Raw genomic sequence first — 19,171 nt, 5'->3', positions numbered from 1 at the left:
GGCGGCGACTACGCGGACTCGCGCAGCACGAGGGTGATGGCATCCGAACGCAACGGTTCTGGCGCGGGCGTCCCGTTCGTCACGCTCGCGATCTGGCGCGCCACGAACGACGCCACGGCCTCGATGTTCTGGTCGATCGTCGTCAGCGGGGGACTGGCGAGCGCCGCCAGCGGGATGTTGTCCACCCCGATCACGGCGATGTCCTGCGGGGCGCGCAGCCCGAGCCGGTGCATGCCGGCGAGCACGGCGAACGCCGTCTCGTCGTTGTACGCGGCGACTGCGGTCACGGGCTCGCGCCGGGAACGCCACTTCGCGACCGCGCGCTCGCCGCTCGAGGCGTCCAAGGCGACGGGCAGGATGTCCGGCTGGTCCAGACCGAGCTCGAGGCATGTCATCCGGATGCCCTCGAGGCGGAGGTTGTAGAAGCCGCTGACGCGGGCGTCGTCGGGCGCCGCGTAGCCGATGTGCCGGTGCCCGGTGAAGGCGAGGTGCTCCACCTGCAACCGCCCGATGAGGGTCTGCGGCACGCTGATGCCCTCGCGCCCCGACGTCGGCGACAGGAGCGTGCTCACCACGGCGATCCCGGCCTCGATCATCTCGGCCTCGTCGTCGAGCGAGATGGCGGCGATGCTCACCACGGCGACCGGCTGCAGGGCTCGCCACAGCGAGGCGAGCGGGCTGCCGTCGCGCACGCGGCGCGTCACCGTGGTGAGTCCGAACTTCTCGAGCTCGTCCGCGACCTGCTCGATCAGGTGCGCGAGCGTCGGGCCGAACGGGATGTCCGGGAGCACCAGCAGGACGACGTTCGTGCTCCCCGTCCGCAGTGCTCGCGCGGACTCCGACGGGGTGTACCCGAGGCGCTCGACCGCCGCGCGCACGCGCTCCCGGGTGGGTTCGGAGATCTTCTGGCCTGGGTGGTTGTTGATGACGTAGCTCACCGTCGCCTGCGAGACGCCCGCCTCGCGGGCGACATCCTTCGCGGTCACTGACCTGGCCATCGTCGCCCCCTCGAACTGGTGAATCGTCACACTAATCGACGGGTTCCCGTCCTGGACAGGGAACCCGCCGATCGCGTCGAAACCCGAGGTGGCTCGTTGCTCAGGCGCCGAGCATCTCCCGGGCCGTGTCGATCGTCTCCAGGATCGCGACCGAGTCGTCGAGCCCGAACACGGGGGACTCGGTGCGCCCCTGCGCGACGAACCGTGCGAGCGCCGTCGCCTCGTAAGACAGCCCGTCCATCAAGGCGATCCCCGACTCGTCCTGCCACCGCAGCGGCTCGTCGCCCCAGCCCGGGGTCGTCAGGGTGAAGCCGGTCGGGATGTGGAACGGCCCCGCCATCTCGAGCCGTGCCTCGGTGCCCGAGATCTCGGCCGTCGTCGGTGAGCGCACCATCAGGCTGGTCGACAGCAGCGCCTTCGCGGTCGACCCCGGGTAGGACAAGATCATCGCGACCGTGCCGTCGACACCGCTCGGCATGATGTGCCCGCTGGCCAGCACGGACGCCGGGTTGCCGAGGACGCAGGACGCGAGCTGGAGCGGGTAGACGCCCAGGTCGAGCAGTGCACCACCGCCGAGATCGGCGCGGAGCATCCGTGACGCCGGGTCGGCCGCGGCAGGCTGGGCGTGGTCGGCGCTCACGAGCTCGATCTCGCCGAGGTCACCACGCTCCAGCAGCAGGCGCAGGGCGTCGTACTGCGGGAGGTAGCGCGACCAGAGGGCTTCCATGACGAAGACGCCGGCCGACCGCGCGGCCTCGCGGATCAGCGCAGCCTCGGTGGCGTTCACCCCGATCGGCTTCTCGATGAGCACCGACTTGCCCGCCGCGATGGCTTCGAGGGCCACCCCGCAGTGCTGGTCCGCCGTCATCGCCAGGTACACGACGTCGACCTCGGGGTCGTCGATCAACGCGGAGTAGCTGTCGTAGGCGCGCGCGACCTCGTGCGCAGCCGCGAACTCGGCCGACCGGCCGGGCGTGCGCGACGCGGCCGCGACGAACCGCTGGTGGGTGTGGCGGTGCGCGGCGTCGACGAAGGCTCCGGCGATCCAGCCGGTTCCGAGCACGCCCCAGCGCAGGGCGGGCTCGTCGGCCGGACGGAAGACGCCGGTGTGCTGGAGATCCTCGAGGGCGCTCATGCGGCCGACCTCCGGATCGCCTCGAGGGCCAGCTCGTGGTCCGTCGTCGAGTCGAGGCCGGAGACGGCCAGGCCGCCCGCGAGGACCCCGGCGACCCGCAGCGGGACCGCGCCGCCGGCGGGCGCGTAGAGCTCGCCCGGCAGGGCGAAGGCGGTGAGGAAGTCGCCGAAGCTGCCTCCCTCGCCGACGAACCGCTCGTACACCTCGAGCGACGAGATGCCGAAGTGCTCGACGATCCGCAGCTTGCGCTCCACCCAGGCGTCGTTGTCCGCGCTCGTGCCCGGCAGCGCGGCATGGAACACGCGCTGCTTGCCGAGCCTGGCGCTGATCGTGACGGCGTGGCCGGCGGCCCGGCACTCGTCGACGAGCGCCACCCCCATCCGCCACACGACGTCGGCGTCGAGTCGCGTGAACTCCGGTACCTCTGTTGTCCGGCTCATGCTCGTTCCCCTTCTGTGCTGATCGGGTAGTCGACGAACGCGAACGCCGAACCATCCGGCGCCCAGCTGTTGACGTTGATCGTTCCCTGGCCCCCGAAGAGGCGGACGACCGTGCGGGGCGTTGTCCAGTCGCCGTCCGAGACCATCCGGAGCTCGACGTCGAGGTCGCCCGGGTGTCCGAGGGTTCCCTCGGGAAAGCTCAGGTACACGAAGTCGCCGCCGGTGGACGACTCGTGCGGGAACCAGTTGACGCGCTCGTCCACGGTCAGCTGTTCGGGCTCGGCGCCGGGCACCGCACGGACGCGAGCGATCTGCGCGTGCCCCGGGCGCGACGAGAACTGCTCGGTGTTGAAGTAGATCCACTCCGCGTCGACGGAGTACTCCGAGCCGTCTGCCGGCCCCGGTGGCTTCGTCACCTGTCGGTCGCCCGACCCGTCGACGCGGATCTCGTGGATCGTGACCTCGGTCGCCGGACCCCACGCGTCGCCCTCGACGACGACCCGCGTGTAGGCGAGCCGGTCCCCGTCCGGATGGACGCCGTGCAGGAAGTGGAAGACGTCGGTGCCGTGCGTGATCCGGCGCGACCCGCCGCCGCCGATCGGTGCCTCGTAGATGTGCCCGTCGTACGCCGACAGGAAGATCCGGGTCCCGTCGGGGGCCGGCACGTGGTCGTTGTTGAGGTTCGGGATGTCCAGGATCTCGACCTTGCGAGGCGCCTCGCCGCCTGCTGCGGGGAGCGACCAGAGCGACCCGTCGCCGTTGACGAGGAGCTGGTCGCCCACCCAGTTGGGCGCCTCGAACAGGGTCGAGGTCGTCTCGAACACGAGTCGTGTCGCACCCGTCGTGCGGTCCCAGACCCAGATCCGGCAGGCCTGACCAGGGCGGAGTCGTGGCGTTTCTGCTGCAAGAAGCTGCATCTCGCTCCCAGGGAGAGTTCGGCTCGTGCGGTCCGTCGTCGGGCCGCGGCGCCAGGATAGCCGAAAAGCGAGTGCTCATTCGAAATTCGCGTATCGTGCGTGCGTATGGCTCCGATGACGCACGATGGCCCCGTGGAGGTGGGAGTGCCCGACGACGAGACCCGAGACGCGCCGAGCACGCGGTCCCGGGGTTCCTACGCGAAGTCGGCGACCCGCCGTCGGGAGATCATCGAGGCTGGCATCGAGGTGTTCGCGGCCTCCGGCTTCCGGGGTGGGTCGATCCGTGAGATCGCCGAACGCGTCGGGATGAGCCAGGCGGGCCTGCTGCACCACTTCTCCAGCAAGACCGAGCTGCTCGCCGCGATCCTGGAGCGACGCGGCGAGCTCCAGCTCGAGACGGTCCGACCGGGGCGCGGGGTGGAGACCGTCCGCGGGCTGCTCCAGCTGATCGACGACGACCGCCGCAGTCCCGGCCTCATCGAGCTGCACTGCGTGCTGTCCGCCGAGGCGACCGACGCCGACCATCCCGCGCACGCCTACTTCGTGCGGCGGTACCAGGACTTCCGGGAGCTCCTCGAGAGGGCGTTCCTCCAGATGGCTGCGGACGGTCAGCTCGTCGACGACGTGGACGCCGCGCAGCTCTCGCGGACGATGATCGGGCTCTGGGACGGGCTCCAGCTCCAGTGGCTGCTCGACCGCGAGTCGCTCGACATCGAGCAGGACCTGCGGGCGTTCCTGGCCCCCTCGGTCACCGTCGAGCTCTGAGGGCTCGGCAGGCCCGGGCGATGGCCGTCACAGAACGGCCGTGGGGGCACCGACTGCGACGTCCTCGGGACGTTTGCCTCTATGCCGCCGACGAGTCCGGGCAAAGCCTGGCAAGAGGGCGGCGCCGGGGTGTTCTCGACGCCACGACCCGGGAGGAGGTTCGCCATGATGTGGTGGGGACACGGCGGATGGGGTGCGGGTGGCTGGGTAGCCATGGCGCTGATGATGCTGCTCTTCGCGGGGCTGGTCGCAGCGCTGCTCGTCTGGGTCGTCTCGAGCGCCTCGAAGAGCACGGCTGCGCAGGGCACCCTGGAGTCGAAGCTTCCGAGCCCCGACAGCGTGCTCGCGGACAGGTTCGCTCGGGGCGAGATCGACGAGGACGAGTTCACCCGCCGGCGAGACGCGCTGCACGGCACCCGGGGTGGGCCGCGGGGTTCGCCCGATCAGTGACGAGGCGATCGACCGGACTCAGGCTCGCGCCAAGAGACCGTTGACGCGGAGCCAGGCCTCGACGCCGCGGAGGTCCGCTCCGCCGCGGTAGGCGAGGTACCCGTCGGGGCGGACCAGCAGGTGCACTGCGCGGCCCCGATCCGCGCCGAGGCGCCTGTGGGCCGTCCCGTCCGCATCGTGCAGGAAGCCCGGCCGCGGGTCGTCCGAGAGGCGGTGGAGCGCGACTGCGGAGCCGATCCGGTCGGCCAGTGCGGACACGGTCTCCTCCGTCCAGGTGCCCGCGGGGGCGGCCAGCAGGAGATGGAACCCTGGCGCGCCGAGGACGTGGTGCAGCGTGGTGGGTTCCCCGTCGAGCACGACGCGGGCGTCGGGGAGCCGGTCGCCCGCGCGAAGTCCGTGACGCGGGGCGTCGGGGGCGTCGACCGAGAGTGCGCTGCGGCGGTACCGGATGTCGAGCTCCGTGACGAGCCGGACTCCTCGCGCACGGGCGAAGGTGAGACGCAGCGCAAGCGGGACGACGTACGCCGCGACCCGTCCCCGTGCGAGTCGGACGGGAGCGCTCGTGGACGTCGCGATCCGGAAGGCTCGGTCGGTGAACCGCAGGACCTCGCGTCCGACGGGTGCCCGCTCGGTCTCGTAGGTGGCGAGCAGGGCGTCGGAGGCGCTCCCTCGGCACGCCGCCGCGAGCTTCCAGGCAAGGTTCGCGGCGTCCTGGATGCCGGTGTTCATGCCCTGCGCCCCAGCCGGGCTGTGGACGTGGGCCGCGTCGCCGGCCACGAACGCGCGCCCTGCGCGATAGTGCTCGGCGCGTCGGTGATGGATCCGGAACCACTTGGTCCACGCGGGGCTGTGCAGCCAGACGTCGCCTCCGGTGTAGGTGTCGCACAGGATCTGCAGCTCGGCTTGCGTGGGCGCGTCGTCGAGCGGCTCGCTGTCGCCCGGCGGGCGCATGGCGAGCATCCGCCACGACGCCGGGCTGCCGAGCGGGAAGAAGAACAGCAGGCCCTGCGGGGCGACGAACACGTGCGCCGACCCCTGGGCGATCCCGTCCGCCTCGACATCCGCCAGCACGAAGGTCTGCGGGTAGGCCGACCCGCCGAAGCGGATGCCTGTGAGCCGTCGCACGGTGCTCCGTTGACCGTCGCAGCCGACGACGAACCGGGCACGCACCCGCTCCGGCCGGCCGTCGGGTCCCAGGAGGGTGCAGCTGACGCCACGCTCGTCCTGCTGCAGCGCGACCAGCTCGACCTGGCGCTCGATCGACACGTCCCGCGCCGCGAGATGGTCACCGAGGACGTCCTCGGTGACGGCCTGGGAGAGGAACAGCAGGAACGGGTAGGAGGTGTCCTCGAGCCCGAGCTCGAACAGGTCGGCCTGGACGTCGCGTCGCGAGAAGTGCATCACCACACGTGCTCCGCGGTTGCCTCGCGCGACGAGCTCAGCGCTCACCCCCAGGCCGGCGAGGACCTCGAGCGTGCGCGGCTGGATCGCGAGCGCGCGTGACTCGTGCACCCGGTCGGGGAGCCGGTCGACGAGCCGGACGGTCGCCCCCTCCGCAACGAGGAAGGCTGTCAGCGCCAGCCCTGTCGGACCGGCGCCGACCACGAGGACGTCCACCGGAGGACCGGCCGTCGACGCCGCTCGCGCGCTCACCCTCCCACGGTAGGCGTGTTTCCCTTGACTACGTAGTCATCCGAGGCGTTGACTACGTAGTCATCCGACACCGCAGTCGAAAGGGGCACCGTGACCGACGAGTCCGTCGCCGTGGAGACCGGTGTCAGGCGCGCCGACCGGCCCGTCGTGGCCGTGGACGTCGCTCGCGCCGCCGGTGTCTCCCAGAAGACGGTGTCCAGGGTCATCAACGGCGACCCGCACGTCAGTCCCGACGTCCGCGCACGAGTCCACGAGGCCATCGCCACGCTCGGCTACCGACCGAACCGCGCGGCCCGCAATCTCGTGCTGGGTCGCAGCCGGACGATCGGCGTCCTGTCCGGCGGGTCGAGCTACTACGGTCCGTCGACCCTGCTGGTCGCGGCCGAGCACGCGGTGCGCAGCGCCGGGTACGCCATGTCCGTGATCAACATGGTCGCGGAGGAGCCGGAGTCGATCACCGCGGCGCTGCGCGATCTGGTCGACCAGGGAGTCGACGGCATCGTCGTCAACGAGCCGGTCGGGCTGTTCACGCTCGCAGCGGGCGCGATCGGTGAGCTGCCCGTCCTGAGCCTCTCGGGGAGCTATGGCATCTCGAGCACGGAGATCGTCGTCGACGCGGACCAGGTCGGCGGTGGCCGACGGGCTACCGAGCACCTGCTCGGCCTCGGGCACCGCACCGTGCACCACCTCGGCGGACCGATCTCATGGCGTTCCGCCGACCTCCGGCACGACGGCTGGCGCGACGCTCTCACAGCCGCCGGTGCGCAGGTGCCGTACGTGGTGCGCGGGGACTGGTCGGTCCGCTCGGGGTACGACCTGGGCCGGAGCCTTGCCGCCGACCCGGACGTCACGGCCGTCTTCGCGGCCAACGACCAGATGGCCGTCGGACTGCTGCGGGCGTTCGCCGACGCCGATCGCCGCGTTCCCGAGGACGTGAGCGTCGTCGGCTTCGACGACATCCCCGAAGCCGCCTACCTCACCCGATCACTGACGACGGTGCGCCAGGACCTCCAGCACCTGGCCACCCTCGGCGTCGCTCTGCTGATCGACGCCATCGAGAACCCGCGGCCGCAGGACCGCCGCGAGAACGTCCCGGTCGAGCTCGTCGTCCGGGAGACGACGTCCGCACCGCCGCCACGGCGGTAGCGGGGGAGAGACCACAGGCCGTCCTGACGGCCGTATCGCGTGACGGGCTCCTGCTCGTGGCGCAGCACACCGCAGAGAGAACGTTTCTACAAGGGAGTGGAGCATGTCGACACCGACGATCACGACCGTCCAGCTGGGCGCGCAGGAGCTGCTTGTGGCAGTGACCCGGTGAGCGCCCGCTGGGCAGGGCCGTGGCCGACCGATGGCATCGCGTTCGGCGCGGACTACAACCCGGAGCAGTGGCCGGAGGAGGTCTGGGCCGAGGACGTCGCGCTCATGCGCGAGGCAGGTGTGAACCTGGTGAGCGTCGGCATCTTCTCGTGGGGCGAGCTCGAGCCCGAGGAAGGCCGCTTCGAGTTCGGCTGGCTGGACCGGGTGCTCGACCTGCTGCACGAGGCGGGGATCAGCGTGGACCTGGCGACGCCCAGCGCCGCCCCGCCGGTCTGGTTGCACCTGGCCCACCCCGAGATGCTTCCGGTCGACGCCGACGGGGTTCGGTACACGCACGGCAGCCGCGAGTCCTGGTGCCCGAGCTCTCCCGTGCTCCGCGAGCACGCGACGCGCATCGCTCGGGTGGTCGCGGAGCGCTACGGCTCGCACCCCGCGGTGCGCATGTGGCACGTGTCCAACGAGTTCGCCTGCCACAACGGCCGCTGCTACTGCGACGTGTCCGCCGCGGCGTTCCGCGACTGGTTGCGTGCCCGGTACGCGGACGTCGACGAGCTCAACCTGGCGTGGGGGACCGCGTTCTGGGGGCAGCGGTACGCCTCCTTCGAGCAGATCCTGCCGCCGCGACGCACCACCACGATCTCGAACCCCGGGCAACGGCTCGACTTCGAGCGGTTCTCCTCGGACGCGTTCGTCGAGCACCTCGAGGCAGAGGCGGCCGTGCTGCGCGAGGTCACGCCGCACCTTCCCGTGACGACGAACTACATGGTCATGGGCGACTTCAACAAGATCGACTACACGACGACGACCCCCCTGCTCGACATCGTCTCGAACGACCACTACCTGTGGGGCGAGGACCCGCGAGGTTGGGCCGAGCTGGCGTTCAGCGCGGACCGCGCCCGCGGGCTGGCCGGGGGACACCCGTGGATCCTCATGGAGCACTCCACGAGTGCGGTCAACTGGCAGCCGCGCAACATCGCCAAGGAGCCGGGGCAGATGCTGCGCAACGCGCTGCAGCACGTCGCCCGCGGTTCCGACGGGGTCCTGTACTTCCAGTGGCGGCAGTCCCGTGCCGGCGCCGAGAAGTACCACTCCGGGATGGTGCCGCACGCGGGTCCCGACTCGCAGCTGTTCCGGGACGTCGTCGACCTCGGCGCGACGCTCGGTCGGCTCGCCGAGGTCAAGGGGAGCACGGTCGAGCAGGCCCGGGTCGCGCTCCTGTGGGACACGCAGGCGTGGTGGGCCTCCGAGCTCGAGGCGCATCCCACGGTCGACCTGCGCTACCTCGACCTCGCGAAGCGCATGCACGGCGCGCTGCTCGACGCGGGTGTCGCGGTCGACGTCCTGCCCGCGGACGCGACCCTCGACGGGTACGCCGTCGTGCTGGTCCCGACCCTCTACCTCGCCCCGGAGGACCTGTCGGACCGGCTGACCGAGGTCGTCGCCCGCGGAGGGCAGGTGCTGGTCTCGTACTTCTCGGGGATCGTCGACGCCTCCGACCGCGTCCTGCTGGGCGGGTACCCCGGAGCGTTCCGGGATCTGCTGGCCGTGCGCGTGGAGGAGTTCGCCCCCCTCGCGGAGCACGGGACCACGACTCTGAGCGACGGGAGCACCGGGGAGGTCTGGACCGAGCGTCTGACGACGACGGGAGCCGAGGCCCTCGCGAGCTACGTCGACGGACCCTCGGCAGGCGGTCCTGCGATCACGCGGCGGAGCACGCGGTCGGGCGGTGCCGCCTGGTACCTGTCGACGCGCCTCGACGAGCCGTCGCTCGCCGGTCTGCTCGAACGCGTCCTGGCAGCGTCCACGGTGTCCTCCGTCGTGCCGTCAACGGGTGGCCTGGAGGTCGTCCGGCGCACGAGCGATACCGGCAGCTGGCTGTTCGCCCTCAACCACACCGAGACGGATGCGCCGCTGGAGGCCTCGGGGTACGACCTCGTGGCGGGCCGGGAGCACCAGGCGGGCGCGGTCGTCCCAGCGAGAGGTGTCGTCGTCCTGCGAGAGAGCTGACTCGCCGACGGCTGTGCCCGTACAAGACCTTCGGCGCGAGAGGCACCTCGCGCCGGACGGTGAAGAGGCCGCGCCGCCCAGTCTCCGGGCGGCGCGGCCTGCGGTGCGGTGTCGTCCTAGCATCGAACGATGCACCGCATCCTCCTGCGCGAGGTCATCATCGATGCACCCGCCGACCGGTTCGCCGACGTCATGGCGTTCTGGTCCGGCGCGCTGGCAGCGACGCCCTACCCGGTGCCCGACGAGCCGGAGTTCGTCGTGGGCAGCCAGCGATGACCCTGTCCGAGCTCGTCGCGTACATGTCGGTGAGAACACAGACCCTGTACGACCTGCGCTCCCAGGGCGCGGGCCGTGCGAGCCTGCCGTCGAGGCTTGGCAGGCGGTTGCTTGGCGGGGGCTTGAGTTGTTCTTTCGTGCAGAGTCCAGAGAGTCGAAGGCCCCGCGCTGCGCGCGCTGCTGGCGTCGTCGTCGCGCCCCCAACCGCACAACGGCCTCACCCCAGCAGAAGGCGGCCCGCCTCCATGTGCTGCCGCACCAGCTGAGCCACCGTCTGCGGGTCGCCAGGGTGCGTCGCCACGACGTGCCGACTGTCGACCTCCGCATCCCGGAAGTTCCGGTACATGTGCCGCGCCGCGTCCAGATCGGTGAACCCGTGCCCCTGCCTGGTCCGTACACGGTCGATGGCCACAGCCTCTGGCGGCATCAAGATGACATAGTGCACCCGCGGCACCCCACACGCGGCGACGAACTCGGCAACGAACCACGGCCCGACAACCCCGTCATAGACCACGGTGAAGTCGCCCTGTGCGAGCTGACCCGAGGCCGCTGCAGCCGCCTGTGTCACAACCCGGTTCTGCTCGTGCGCCTCCGTGAGCCAGGGCGAGACGAAACCCTGCTTGATGAACGCGAAGAACTCGTCTCCGGCCACCAGCGCACTCGCGGGGAACCCGGACGCCAACAGCGCGGACACGGTCGACTTCCCGGCCCCGGGCGGCCCCGTCACCACCACGATCTCGCCCAAGGCAACCTTCCTCTCGTGTTCTCCGCGCCGCCGACCTGACGCGGAGGCATCCGGCACGCCGTCAACCCCATCCTGGTCGAGGTGCACACTCCGTGTGCCGCCGTATGGCCTCGCGTGCCTAACGAGGGCCCGACGGCAGGGCGCCGGTGCGCGCGAGCGCCGCTGGCGCGTTCAGGAAGGTGGCGGTGCACTCCTGCTGCAGCTTCTCGTCCGCCCACATCGCGTGGTGCGGTGCAGCGTTCGAGCACACCACTGTGCCCCAGGCGCCCGCCTGCACAGCGAGCTGGACGGCGTCTCGGCAGACTTGAGCGCCGACGGGCCCCTCCTCGAAGCGAGAGTCCCTGGGCGTGTAGCCGATCCATCCCTCACCGAGCACGAGCGGGATCTGGAGACGCCTGGCGGTGTCAGCGGCCACGCCGATCCACTCGCGCAGTCGGATGGCCATGGCGATGCGATGCTGCCCGTACCGCTCGTACAGCCATCTGTCGACGGCGGCGGCGTCGCACCAGTCGTGCACGTAGATCTCGGTGTTCCCGACGATCGAGGAGCGGCGCTTCCACTCCTGCGCCGGTGGGGGCGCCCAGTCGGCCAGACGCGGCGCCCCGGGGCGCAGGAGCTCGGCGTCGGCTCGTTCTTGCGGGAAGTCCGCCGGCTCACCGCGCAGGGCGAACTCGTGGACCAGGTCGTCGAGCACGCCGTACACATACGGGTGCACGACCAGGACGTCGGCGTTGCGCGGGACGCCTCGCATCGCGGTCACAGGGACGGCGGCGTAGTTCGGGCCGCACAGGACATCTGGGTGGCGGGCCTTGAAGGCTGCGATCCCGGTCTCGAGCCGTCCCTGCAGCTCGACGACCGGGTCGTCGTGGCCGGGCAGACCCGCGGTGAGATGGCCGGCCTGGACCTCGTTGTGCAGTTCCACCAGCGCGAGCGTGTGCTGCAGCCCATGCTCCGCTAGCAGGTCCACGAGGTCGGCCATGGCCTCGCCAAGGACGACGAGCCGTCGGTCCGGGTCGACGGCCTCCAGTGCGTCGTACCACGCGCGGTCCGCCGCGAACGCGGGGCTCTGCTGGTACTCCCACGAGGAGGCGATCACCACCATCTGGTGGCGGTCGGCGAGGCGGAAGAAGTCGAGCAGGTGCTGGCGGGCGTCGATGGTCGTGGGGCTCTGCACGTCGTACCACCGCACCCGAGACGCGTATCCACCGCCGACGGGCTCGAGGTGCAGTGCGGTCGTGTCCAGTCCGGAGCGGAACAGCAGGAACGGCATCGCGCAGATCCGCACCGCGTTGTACCCGAGCTCTCGGGCGCGCACGAACGCGCGCTCCAGGTCCTCGAACGGCTCATCCGTTCCGGTGCGCACGTACCACGAGAAGTCCCAGAGCGTGATGGCGAGCCGGGGAGGGAGGTGGGCGGGCACCGCCGCGGCGGTGCCACCCCGAAGGTCCGAGACACCGGTCTCCACGGCTGCCCTCATGCGATCCCACCACTGCCGGAATGGCTCAGGTGTGGGACAGGACGAGACTCGGCGGTGAGCATGCGTCGACGTTACGTGGGCACTGCCGGGCGCGGGAGGGGCGAACCGGCGCCGAACATGGACAAACCCGCGACCCAGTCTGCACAGGTCACGTGCCAGGTGGAACCGTGTGACGGTTCAGCGGGGCAGGTCGTGGGCACGAAAGCACGAAGGCCGCCTAGAGAGGCGGCCTGACCTGCGGTGATACTGGCTCCCTCGACTGGACTCGAACCAGTAACCGTCCGATTAACAGTCGGATGCTCTGCCAATTGAGCTACGAGGGATCGTGCGGGGAAAACTCTAGCAGCCGCTAGAGGGTGCCCTTGCACTCACAACGGGAGCCCCGCGGCGTCGCGCACCTCGTCCTCGGCGGCGTCGACGACGGCGGCCACGGCGGGGTCGGACAGGTCGACGGAAGCCTCGCCGAGGACCTGCGTGAACAGCTCGCCCTCCTCGCCGCGACGCAGCGCGACGCGGATGCGCTGACCGTCGGGAAGGGTCGCGGCGACGGCGTGCACGACCGACTGCTGGACGCGTTCGCGGAAGGTCTGCGCGAAGGCGGTGGAGCCGGGGGAGTCGGCGAACACGAAGCGGGTGGTGCGTCCCCAGACCCAGCGCACGCTCAGGGTCCGGGTGCTGGGGTCCAGGGCGCCGTGGTCGACGTCGGACCACGGGTGGCGCACGAGGGGTTCACCGGGGTCCAGGACGTGCAGGGCGAGTCGGCTGGCCACGACCCAGCGCTCGCCGGTCAGCTCTGTGGCGACCAGGACGGCATCGCCCCGCCGCAGCTCGAGGCGCGCCCGGACGGCGTCGGGGAGTCGTCGGCTACGAGAGAACAGGGCCACGGCAGCACGGTACCCGCGCCGAGGAGTGCCCCAGGTCGGGCTTGAACCGACGACCTCTCAGATTATGAGTCTGGCGCTCTGACCGGCTGAGCTACTGGGGCACAGGAACCCTACCGAAGGCCCGGGTTCGACACGGGGGAGTGAACCTGTGCTGCGTCCGAGCGAACGGGGCCGGCACGCGTCCAGCGGGCGGTGCCGGGCGTCGATGGCGCTAGATCACCTGCGGCGACGGCGCTGCAAGTGGGCCTCCGGAAGGGAGCACGACGACGTGCGCTACGGGTTCGACATCTACCGGATCACCACCGGCTCGTCACAGGAGCCCGCAAGCCCATGGGGCTGGACTCCGCGCCGCGGCGAGGTCTGCACCGGCGAGCACGTGGTCCAGGAGCACGACAACACGCTGACCTACGTCGGATCGGACGACGGGCTGGCGCAGGCGTTCGCCCGTGGGTCGCGACTGTCGCAGGTCTCGACGCTCCGGCCGGACCTGGTCTTCTACCCCTCCGGGTACGACGGGTGCTCCCCGGACGCGACCATGTTCACCTCGCGACCGCGCCGCAGGTTCTTCGGAGCGGCGCGTGAGATGGCCGGTAGCCGATCGGCGTAGGCGATCTCGCCCGACCTCCGGGCGCCCTCTGCGGCCGAATCCGGCGCCGCGACGCGCTGAGCCCCTACGGCAAACGGGTGAAATGCGTCACGTGTCGGAAGTCTGCCCCGGTCTGTACGAACTTGTCCGGTCCGTCGCTCGGGAGTCATGGCAGTCGTGCGACTCGCGGTGCGCGCTATGACGAAACGGACACGCGACGGATTTGTTCGAGCGCCGACATATCAGCAGGTCAGACGGGCAACAGGGTCGCTTCGTTCCTCCAACGAGTGGTGACGCGGGCACCGTCTGTGTGCCCTCCGGCGCATGGCAGCGAAGGCATATGACTGGGCCCCGTGGGAAGTCACACCAGGGGAGACGTCCGGTTCCTACAGGTTTGAATCACCCGTTTGCCCGCGAATCGCCGAACCTGGACGCTTGCACAGGTACGCAGAACCGGGCATAGTTCCCGTTGTCAGCGACAAACGGCAAACCTGCTGCAAGGCAGGGACGCAAAGCCACGGGGCCCATGAGGCCAGCCGAGCTACCGAACGACAGGAGAAAGACCATGGCTCTCAACACCATCGAAGCCCCCCTCTCGCAGGGCGCACTTCTCACCCCCGGTGAGGTTGCGGTGCTCTTCCGCGTCGACCCCAAGACGGTCACGCGCTGGGCCCAGGCCGGCAAGCTCTCGGCGGTTCGGACCCTGGGTGGCCACCGCCGCTTCCACGAGTCCGAGGTCCGCTCGCTGCTCACCGGTGTTCCCACGCAGCGCGCCGAGTGACCGCACCCCAGATCTGACGTCCTTCGGGACATCGCAAGAAGCCCGCCGGTAACGGCGGGCTTCTTGCATGTCGAGACCGTGAGGACCGTCAGACGACGGTAGCCAGGACCGCCTGCCGCACCTCGGCGAGAGAGCGGTACGGCTGGAACACCAGCCACTCGAGCCCGGCCAGCAAGGTCGCACCGAAGAGGGCTGCGGCCGCGAGCAGGGCGTTGCGCTCGGGCCACGCCTCCGCGACCACGTCGGCGAACGCGCCGATCGACTCCTCGCGCAAGTGCCGGATCGCGTCCTGCCAGCTGCGTCCGCTGCGGAACGTCTCCGCGGCCATGAGCTTGGCGAAGTCCGGGTGGGCCTGGATCTGGGTGAGGAGCTCGGTCACGAGGGCCTCGAGCGCCACGCGCCCGTGCAGGCCGTCGGATGCCGCGCGCAGCGCCTGGGTGAGCCGATCGACACCCTGGCTGATGATGTCCTCGAACAGGGCTGCCTTGGACCCGAAGTTGTAGAAGATGCTGCCCTTGGCGACGCCCGCCTTCGCAGCGATGTCCTCGACGGACGTCGCGGTGAACCCGCGCTCCGCGGCGAGTGCGAGGGCGGCCTCGACGATCAGCTCCTTGGTCTCCGTGGCAGGCATGGCCGCAGCGTCTCAGATCGTCCGGGCGCTCAGATGGACAATGCCGGGTGAAGCCTCGCGACCGACCAGGTGCGCATGCGTCCGGCCTGCCAGGCGGTGACGGCCAGCGAGGCGAGCAGGACGGCGACCAGGTAGCCCACGGCGATCCACAGCCGGGCGTCCGGCGTCCCGGTGACCAGGTCGCGCAGCCCCTGCACCGCGTACGTCATGGGCAGCAGGGGGTGGATGGCCTGGAAGAACGCGGGCGTCGTCTGGACCGGGTAGGTGCCGCTGGCCGACGTGATCTGCAGCATGAGCAGCGCGATCGTCGCGACCTTGCCGGCAGCGGAGCCGAGGACGGCGATGAGCATCTGCTGCACGGCGAGGAACGTCGCCGCGACGAGCACCAGGAACGCGATCGTCCCCACGGGGTACCCGATGCTCAGCCCGAGACCGAGGCCGACGACGCCGAGCAGCACCGCCACCTGACCGACACCGATGGCCACCGCGGGCAGGTAGCCGGCGATCGCGACGCGCCAGCCTGACGCCGGGGTCGCCAGTGCCCGGGTGGGCAGCGGCCGCAGCAGGAGCCACGTGATGATCCCGCCGACGAACAGGGCCATCGGCAGGAACAACGGCGCGAACCCCTCGCCCAGGCTGTCCGCGGTGGCGAGGTCGGTCGTGTCGAGCGCCACCGGGTTCGCGATCGTCGTCGCGCGGGCGGACCGCAGGTCGTCCGAGTCGTCGGGAATCTGCGACGCGGCGGACGAGAGACCTTCCACGAGCTGCTGAGCGCCGTCGCCGGCCCGCGTCGTCCCGTCCGCCAGCTGCGACGCCCCGTCGGCGAGCGTCGTGGTGCCCGTCGCCAGGGCCGCGGCGCCGTCGGCCGCGTCGGACGCGCCGCTCGCCACTCGGGAGGCGCCGTCGGCGAGGGACGTCGCTCCCGCGGACAACGTCTGAGCAGAGCCGGCCAGCGTTCCGAGCCCGCCGTCGAGCGCAGCGGCGCCGGAGGCGACCTGCGCCGCGCCGCTGTCGAGCGTCTGGAGCTGCTCGGCCAGCGTCGCCGGGTCCGCACCGCCCATCGCGCCCAGGAGCGCCGCGGCGTCGGCGTCACCGGACGCGGCCTGAGCCGTCAGGTACGCCCCGACCTGGGGGAGCAGTCCGGTGGTGAGTGTGTCGATCGTCCCGACGGCAGCATGCACCCCGTCGGCGACCTGCTGCGCGCCGTCCGCCAGCGACGCACTCGACGCACTCGCCGTGCCCGCGCCCGAGGCGAGCCGACTGGCACCGTCGGCCAGCGACGTGCTCCCGTCGGCGACCTGGGTAGCACCCGTGCTCAGCGCGGCCGTGCCGTCGGCGAGCGCCGCCGACCCGTCGCGGGTCTGCGCGGCGCCGGAGGCGACCTGGGACGCGCCGTCGCTCAGCTGTGTCGTGGCGTCGCGCAACGAGATCGCACCCTGCGACGCCTGCACGAACCCGTCGCGCGCGGAGCCGAGCCCGACCAGCACCTGGTCGACGGCTTCTTCGCCGGCCGTCGCGGCGACGGCGTCGCGCACCTGCGTCATCGCCGAGCGGCCCAGCGTGGTGCCGATGAACGAGTTGGCGTCGTTGTAGGTGACGTCGATCTGCGCGCTGGTCGGTGCGTCGCCGCCCGCCGAGACGAGCGACGACGAGAAGTCGTCGGGGATCGTCACGGCGAAGTAGTAGTCGCCGTCGGCGACCCCCGCCGACGCGTCCGCGGCGTCGGTCACGTGCCAGTCGAGCGCGTCGGCGTCGGTCAGCTCCTCGGTGAGGTCGGTTCCTGCCGTGAGCCGGGTCCCGTCGGACCGGGTGGCGCCGGCGTCGGCGTTCACCAGTGCGACGGGCAGCCTGTCGAGGTGCGACGTCGGGCTCCAGAAAGCCCACAGGTAGAGCGCGCCGTACAGGAGCGGCACCAGGAGCATCGCTGCGACGGCGAGCCGGGGGAGGCGCCCGCGCCGGAACCGGCGGAGCTCGGTGCCCGAGGTCAGGGAGAGCATGAGGATCCCTCAGTTCGTGAAGTCGAGGAGTGTGTGCGGGGCTGGGGCGGCGCTGGAGGCGATCACGGTGAGTCCGTCGTCGGCGAGCGCCTCGAGCCGGTCCCAGACGAGCCGGCGTCGGGCAGGGTCGTGGACCTGGTCCAGGTCGTCGACGACGAGGAGGCGCGGGGCCTGGGCCATCGCGAGCCCGACGCGCAGCAGCAGGGCCTCGACCTCATCCAGGTGCCAGACGACCGTCTCGGCTGCAGGAACCGGGAGGTCGCCGAACACGGGACCGAGGACCGTGTCGACGACCGCCTGGTCGGGCCGGCGCTGCCGCCGGTACCACGGAGACAGCCAGGCGAGCCGCTCGCGGACGTGGTCCGCGACGGTCACGGAGTCGTCGAGCTCGTCGATCCCGGCGAAGCCGGCCAGTGCGGCCTCGCGCTGCACGGCCACCCGGTCGACGGGGAGCGTGTGCCCCAGCACGACGAGGCTCGACGAGGCGTCCGGGAGCATCCGGCCCACGAGCGTGAGCAGCAGGCTGCTCCGTCCCGAGCCCTGCGGTCCACGCAGGACCGCGAGGGTCCCTTGCGCGACGTCCAGGTCGAGCGGACCGTAGATGCTGCCCCGCTCACCGGTCAGATGCAGGCCTCGGGCCTCGACGGCCGGGCGGACGGGCAGTGCTTCGATTGCCGGCACTGCTGCCTCGGTGACGGCTACCTGCGGGGCGGCTGTGTCGGTGACGGCTACCTCGTCGGCTGTGGTCTGGTGGGACATCGAACTCCTTAAACTGACCGGTCAGTACAAGACTACGCCGACCTCGATCGCGGAGCGCTGCCCGGTGCCTGTCGTCCTGCTCACACCGACACGCTCCCCGGGGTTGCTCGCGCGTCGGCAGACGATCGGCCATGAAAGGATCACCGCATGGCCATGCGAGAGATCCGCACTGTCGGAGACCCCGTCCTGCGCACCCCGTGCGACCCGATCACGACGATCGACGCGCGCGTGCGCGGGCTCGTCGAGGACCTCGTCGAGACCGTGGACACCGACGGTCGCGCCGGCCTCGCCGCCAACCAGATCGGCGTCGGACTGCGGGCGTTCTCCTGGAACATCGACGACGAGGTGGGCTATGTGCTCAACCCGAAGATCGTCGAGCTGTCGGAGGACGAGTACCAGGACGGCGACGAGGGCTGCCTGTCGGTCCCGGGCCTCTGGTACCCGACACGACGCGCCTGGTACGCACGCGTGGTCGGGACGGACCTCGACGGCAACGAGGTGGTCGTCGAGGGCACCGAGCTCATGGCTCGATGCCTGCAGCACGAGGTCGACCACCTCGACGGGATGCTCTACCTGGACCGCCTCGAGCGCTCCGTGCGCAAGAAGGCGATGCGCGCCGTCCGCGACCAGCTCTGAGGATCGCTCCTCGCGGACTCGCCTTCCCGAACTCGCTCTCCCAGGACTCTCCGAGGGCCACGCTGGCGTTCGGACGAGGCGTCGTGCATGCTGTCTCCAGCACGCCGCGAGAGATGTGTGTTTCGACTGCGTCGCCGCTTGGACAAGCTGAGGTCGTTGGGGAAGACGAACCTCGAAGCCCGTTCAGGAGGACGACATGGCAGGTGCGATCACCCGCGGTGTACTTTTCGTGCACTCGGCACCCCGCGCGTTGTGCCCCCACATCGAGTGGGCGGCCGGCAACGTGCTGGGCGGACGCGCATCCTTCGACTGGACGGCGCAGCCCGCCGGACCCGACTTCTACCGCGCCGAGCACTCGTGGCAGGGTCCGCAGGGCACCGGTGCCCGGCTGGCGTCCGCACTGCGGGGTTGGGCGCACCTGCGCTACGAGATCACCGAGGAGGCCAGCCACGGCGTCGACGGCTCTCGGTGGAGTCACACCCCTGAGCTGGGCATCTTCCACGCCGCGACCGACGTGCACGGCAACATCGTCGTACCTGAGGACCGCATCCGTGCCGCCCTCGAGCACGCGGCCGACCCGGCCCGGCTGCGCATCGAGCTGGATCTCGCGCTCGGCCAGGCGTGGGACGACGAGCTCGAGCCGTTCCGGTACGCCGGCGCCGGCGCTCCGGTGCGCTGGCTGCACCGGGTCGGCTGACGGTCGGCTGAGCGCCGCCG

General features: G+C 71.0%; 20 protein-coding genes, 2 tRNA genes and 1 riboswitch. Of the genes, 9 read left to right on the top strand and 13 right to left on the bottom strand.

What is annotated here, in order from left to right:
- Nucleotides 1-8 precede the first annotated feature (8 nt).
- The 4 genes from AC1DPN_RS12620 to AC1DPN_RS12605 form a co-directional block, all read right to left on the bottom strand.
- Nucleotides 9-998 (bottom strand): LacI family DNA-binding transcriptional regulator, encoded by a 990-nt coding sequence (locus tag AC1DPN_RS12620; protein ID WP_477085080.1) that lies wholly within the window; start codon nt 996-998, stop codon nt 9-11.
- 100 nt (nt 999-1,098) lie between these two features.
- Nucleotides 1,099-2,133: a Gfo/Idh/MocA family protein gene (locus tag AC1DPN_RS12615; protein WP_477085079.1), complete on the bottom strand. Its 1,035-nt coding sequence runs from the start codon at nt 2,131-2,133 to the stop codon at nt 1,099-1,101.
- A complete protein-coding gene (locus AC1DPN_RS12610) occupies nt 2,130-2,573 on the bottom strand; it encodes a heme-binding protein (protein ID WP_477085078.1) in 444 nt (147 codons plus the stop codon). The genes AC1DPN_RS12615 and AC1DPN_RS12610 overlap by 4 nt, the downstream gene beginning before the upstream one ends.
- Entirely contained in the window at nt 2,570-3,397 is an 828-nt protein-coding gene (locus tag AC1DPN_RS12605; RefSeq protein ID WP_477085077.1) for a TolB family protein, read from the bottom strand. Before AC1DPN_RS12605 ends, AC1DPN_RS12610 begins: the two co-directional genes overlap by 4 nt.
- A gap of 225 nt (nt 3,398-3,622) precedes the next feature.
- Between AC1DPN_RS12605 and AC1DPN_RS12600 the strand changes: the two genes are divergently transcribed.
- Both AC1DPN_RS12600 and AC1DPN_RS12595 read left to right on the top strand, forming a co-directional pair.
- Nucleotides 3,623-4,255, top strand: a complete 633-nt coding sequence (locus tag AC1DPN_RS12600; RefSeq protein WP_477085076.1) for a TetR/AcrR family transcriptional regulator — start codon at nt 3,623-3,625, stop codon at nt 4,253-4,255.
- A 165-nt stretch (nt 4,256-4,420) separates the two neighbouring features.
- Nucleotides 4,421-4,705 carry an SHOCT domain-containing protein gene (locus tag AC1DPN_RS12595; RefSeq protein WP_477085075.1) on the top strand — a complete coding sequence of 95 codons (285 nt, stop codon included), beginning with the start codon at nt 4,421-4,423 and terminating at the stop codon, nt 4,703-4,705.
- A gap of 18 nt (nt 4,706-4,723) precedes the next feature.
- On the opposite strand, the gene AC1DPN_RS12590 is transcribed toward AC1DPN_RS12595, so the two are convergent.
- Nucleotides 4,724-6,358 carry an FAD-dependent monooxygenase gene (locus tag AC1DPN_RS12590; protein ID WP_477085074.1) on the bottom strand — a complete coding sequence of 545 codons (1,635 nt, stop codon included), beginning with the start codon at nt 6,356-6,358 and terminating at the stop codon, nt 4,724-4,726.
- A gap of 90 nt (nt 6,359-6,448) precedes the next feature.
- Between AC1DPN_RS12590 and AC1DPN_RS12585 the strand changes: the two genes are divergently transcribed.
- The 3 genes from AC1DPN_RS12585 to AC1DPN_RS12575 all read left to right on the top strand — a co-directional run bounded on the left by AC1DPN_RS12585 (nt 6,449) and on the right by AC1DPN_RS12575 (nt 9,958).
- Nucleotides 6,449-7,504, top strand: a complete 1,056-nt coding sequence (locus AC1DPN_RS12585) for a LacI family DNA-binding transcriptional regulator (protein ID WP_477085073.1) — start codon at nt 6,449-6,451, stop codon at nt 7,502-7,504.
- A gap of 168 nt (nt 7,505-7,672) precedes the next feature.
- Nucleotides 7,673-9,682, top strand: coding sequence for a beta-galactosidase (locus tag AC1DPN_RS12580; protein WP_477085072.1), 2,010 nt, complete (start codon nt 7,673-7,675; stop codon nt 9,680-9,682).
- Between the two features lie 129 nt (nt 9,683-9,811).
- Nucleotides 9,812-9,958: a hypothetical protein gene (locus AC1DPN_RS12575; protein WP_477085071.1), complete on the top strand. Its 147-nt coding sequence runs from the start codon at nt 9,812-9,814 to the stop codon at nt 9,956-9,958.
- Between the two features lie 217 nt (nt 9,959-10,175).
- Here the strand turns inward: AC1DPN_RS12575 and AC1DPN_RS12570 are convergent, their stop codons facing one another.
- The 5 genes from AC1DPN_RS12570 to AC1DPN_RS12550 all read right to left on the bottom strand — a co-directional run bounded on the left by AC1DPN_RS12570 (nt 10,176) and on the right by AC1DPN_RS12550 (nt 13,165).
- A complete protein-coding gene (locus AC1DPN_RS12570) occupies nt 10,176-10,703 on the bottom strand; it encodes an AAA family ATPase (RefSeq protein ID WP_477085070.1) in 528 nt (175 codons plus the stop codon).
- Nucleotides 10,704-10,821: 118 nt separating this feature from the next.
- Complete coding sequence (locus AC1DPN_RS12565) at nt 10,822-12,180, bottom strand: cellulase-like family protein (RefSeq protein ID WP_477085069.1); 1,359 nt, start codon at nt 12,178-12,180, stop codon at nt 10,822-10,824.
- Nucleotides 12,181-12,427: 247 nt separating this feature from the next.
- Nucleotides 12,428-12,503: transfer RNA gene (locus AC1DPN_RS12560), tRNA-Asn, on the bottom strand.
- A gap of 45 nt (nt 12,504-12,548) precedes the next feature.
- The gene (locus AC1DPN_RS12555) at nt 12,549-13,064 is read right to left on the bottom strand and encodes a hypothetical protein (RefSeq protein WP_477085068.1); all 516 of its coding nucleotides are present in this window, start codon (nt 13,062-13,064) and stop codon (nt 12,549-12,551) included.
- Between the two features lie 26 nt (nt 13,065-13,090).
- Nucleotides 13,091-13,165, bottom strand: a tRNA-Ile gene (locus tag AC1DPN_RS12550).
- A 167-nt stretch (nt 13,166-13,332) separates the two neighbouring features.
- Here AC1DPN_RS12550 and AC1DPN_RS12545 point away from each other — a divergent pair.
- Nucleotides 13,333-13,671 (top strand): hypothetical protein, encoded by a 339-nt coding sequence (locus AC1DPN_RS12545; protein ID WP_477085067.1) that lies wholly within the window; start codon nt 13,333-13,335, stop codon nt 13,669-13,671.
- A gap of 453 nt (nt 13,672-14,124) precedes the next feature.
- Nucleotides 14,125-14,199: riboswitch (cyclic di-GMP riboswitch) on the top strand.
- A 16-nt stretch (nt 14,200-14,215) separates the two neighbouring features.
- Complete coding sequence (locus tag AC1DPN_RS12540) at nt 14,216-14,431, top strand: BldC family transcriptional regulator (protein ID WP_477085066.1); 216 nt, start codon at nt 14,216-14,218, stop codon at nt 14,429-14,431.
- An 88-nt stretch (nt 14,432-14,519) separates the two neighbouring features.
- On the opposite strand, the gene AC1DPN_RS12535 is transcribed toward AC1DPN_RS12540, so the two are convergent.
- The 3 genes from AC1DPN_RS12535 to AC1DPN_RS12525 are packed head-to-tail and all read right to left on the bottom strand — an operon-like array spanning nt 14,520 to nt 17,818.
- Nucleotides 14,520-15,062 (bottom strand): TetR/AcrR family transcriptional regulator, encoded by a 543-nt coding sequence (locus AC1DPN_RS12535; protein WP_477085065.1) that lies wholly within the window; start codon nt 15,060-15,062, stop codon nt 14,520-14,522.
- A 29-nt stretch (nt 15,063-15,091) separates the two neighbouring features.
- Nucleotides 15,092-17,059 carry a YhgE/Pip family protein gene (locus AC1DPN_RS12530; RefSeq protein WP_477085064.1) on the bottom strand — a complete coding sequence of 656 codons (1,968 nt, stop codon included), beginning with the start codon at nt 17,057-17,059 and terminating at the stop codon, nt 15,092-15,094.
- Nucleotides 17,060-17,068: 9 nt separating this feature from the next.
- Nucleotides 17,069-17,818, bottom strand: a complete 750-nt coding sequence (locus AC1DPN_RS12525; protein WP_477085063.1) for an ATP-binding cassette domain-containing protein — start codon at nt 17,816-17,818, stop codon at nt 17,069-17,071.
- A 147-nt stretch (nt 17,819-17,965) separates the two neighbouring features.
- On the opposite strand from AC1DPN_RS12525, the gene def reads away from it, so the two are divergent.
- Together def and AC1DPN_RS12515 are read left to right on the top strand one after the other, a co-directional pair.
- Nucleotides 17,966-18,454, top strand: coding sequence for a peptide deformylase (gene def, locus AC1DPN_RS12520; RefSeq protein ID WP_477085062.1), 489 nt, complete (start codon nt 17,966-17,968; stop codon nt 18,452-18,454).
- A 196-nt stretch (nt 18,455-18,650) separates the two neighbouring features.
- Nucleotides 18,651-19,151, top strand: a complete 501-nt coding sequence (locus tag AC1DPN_RS12515; protein WP_477085061.1) for a DUF3145 domain-containing protein — start codon at nt 18,651-18,653, stop codon at nt 19,149-19,151.
- The last annotated feature ends 20 nt before the right edge of the window (nt 19,152-19,171 follow it).

The organism is Cellulomonas sp. P4_H4 (assembly GCF_056400865.1).
The sequence above is the reverse complement of the archived record's forward strand: the minus strand, read 5'-3'. Positions and strand labels throughout refer to the sequence as shown.